The 344-nt window shown below is 43.0% G+C and carries 1 protein-coding gene; it reads right to left on the reverse strand.

Annotated features, from left to right (window positions below):
* A partial coding sequence (locus tag AX677_RS04695; protein ID WP_197416885.1) for an ABC transporter ATP-binding protein occupies positions 1–344 on the reverse strand: 344 nt, incomplete at both ends.

Consider the following 344-nt stretch of genomic DNA (forward strand, 5'->3'; position numbering starts at 1 on the left):
TTGACCCGTTTGTCAATATCTTCCTTGCTGTACTTGCGCAGCTTGAGACCAAAAGCCATGTTGTCGTAGACAGTCATGTGTGGGTAAAGGGCATAGTTCTGGAAGACCATGGCGATGTCCCGGTCTTTTGGAGCCACATCATTAACCACTGTACCGTCAATAGAAGCAGTTCCTTCTGTGATGTCTTCAAGACCCGCAATCATACGCAGCGTAGTTGATTTTCCACAACCAGAAGGACCGACAAAGACGATAAATTCTTTGTCCTTGATATCTAGATTGAAGTCTTCCACTGAGTAGTGGTCGCTGTTGGGATATTTTTTATAGATATTTTTCAGATTTAATTC

It is taken from the genome of Streptococcus sp. CCH8-C6, from assembly GCF_001557225.1.
Lineage (GTDB): Bacteria > Bacillota > Bacilli > Lactobacillales > Streptococcaceae > Streptococcus > Streptococcus sanguinis_C.